Consider the following 1520-nt stretch of genomic DNA (forward strand, 5'->3'; position numbering starts at 1 on the left):
TAGTGCTTTGTTACATCCGCTTCTGACTTGTTTGTTCTGTCCGGAGCTGTTTGACTACCGGGGTGGACAGGGGCGAACTGGAGCGGGTGCGGAAACGGCTGCAGGAGTTCACGTCCGAGATTTTCTCGGGGCTTGAGCGGGTGGATCAGCAGGCGGCCGGGGCCCGGTATGTGCGTGGGCTGATGCTGGACGGTAAGCGCAAGTCGATGCAGCCGATGGCCGAGCGTCTGGGTGTGGATCACCAGCAGTTGCAGCAGTTCATGACGTCATCGACCTGGGACTTCGTGGCGGTGCGGCGCAAGGTCGCCGCGCGGGTGATCGAGGTGGTGGGCCCGGTGGCGTGGGTGATCGACGACACCGGGTTCGCCAAGGACGGCAAGGCCTCGCCCGGGGTGGCCCGTCAGTATTCCGGGACGCTGGGCAAGGTCGGTAACTGCCAGATCGCGGTCAGCCTGCACGCGGTCACCGACCAGGCATCCGGTGTCCTGGACTGGCGCCTGTATCTGCCGCAGTCCTGGGACGAAACCCTCGTCGATTCCGGCGCTGAGGGCCTCAGCGACGAGCAGCGCCAGGAACGGGAGGCTGAGGCCCAGGCCGTCGCCCGGCGCCGGGCCCGAGCGAAAATCCCTGATGATGAACGGCATCGGGCCAAGTGGCAGCAGGCCCTGGAGATGATCGATGAGGCCGCCGGCTGGGGGCACATCTGCCCGCTGCTGGTCAGCGATGCCGGTTACGGTCAGATCGGCGCGTTCCGTCAGGGCCTGAGCGACCGCCAGATCGCCTATGTCGTGGCCACCACGTTCAACACCAGCGCCCACCGCCCCGAGGCCCTGCCGGTTACGAAAACGTATGCCGGTCTGGGCAGGCCACCGCACGGGCGGGCGGTCTATCCCGAGCGGGCACCCACCCTGAAAGAGCTGGCGCTGGAGACCCTCGCCCAGGAGCAGGCCGTCCGCACCGAGGTGACCTGGCGCAACGGCACCCGCGCCGGCCCAGCCAATCCTGACGCAGCGATGAGTGGCTTCTTCCTGGCCCAGCGGGTCCGCCCGGCCGGACGCGGAACCACTCCAGGCCCGGACGGGGTCCTGCCCGAACGCTGGCTGCTGACCGAGTGGCAGCCCCTGCCCGACGGGAGCCTGGCCGCCGAACCCAGCGACTACTGGCTCAGCGACCTGCCCCTCGACACCGACCTGGAAACACTGGTCCGGCTGGCGAAGATCCGCTGGCGCATCGAGCACGACTACCGCGAACTCAAAGACGGCCTCGGCCTGGACCACTTCGAAGGCCGTTCCTGGACCGGCTGGCACCGCCACGCCACCCTCGTCACCGCAGCCCAGCTCTTCCTCACCGAACTACGCCTACACACAACCCATCACGACCCAGAAAGCACCCACCCAAAAGCCAGCGGGCAGCTCCCACTCTCTACGCCATCCTCCGCGAACTCCAGTACCTGATCGCGACCTGGCGCGGGATCTGCCCCCAATGCCACCAACTCGTACCAACCTAACAAAGCACTACTA

1 protein-coding gene is annotated in these 1520 nt (G+C 67.0%); it reads left to right on the plus strand.

Annotated features, from left to right (window positions below; all coding sequences use genetic code 11):
• Nucleotides 1-62: 62 nt before the first annotated feature.
• The gene (locus QSK18_RS35605; RefSeq protein ID WP_285628971.1) at nucleotides 63-1454 is read left to right on the plus strand and encodes an IS701 family transposase; all 1392 of its coding nucleotides are present in this window, start codon (nucleotides 63-65) and stop codon (nucleotides 1452-1454) included.
• The last annotated feature ends 66 nt before the right edge of the window (nucleotides 1455-1520 follow it).

The organism is Kineosporia sp. NBRC 101677, assembly GCF_030269265.1.
GTDB classification, from domain to species: domain Bacteria; phylum Actinomycetota; class Actinomycetes; order Actinomycetales; family Kineosporiaceae; genus Kineosporia; species Kineosporia rhizophila.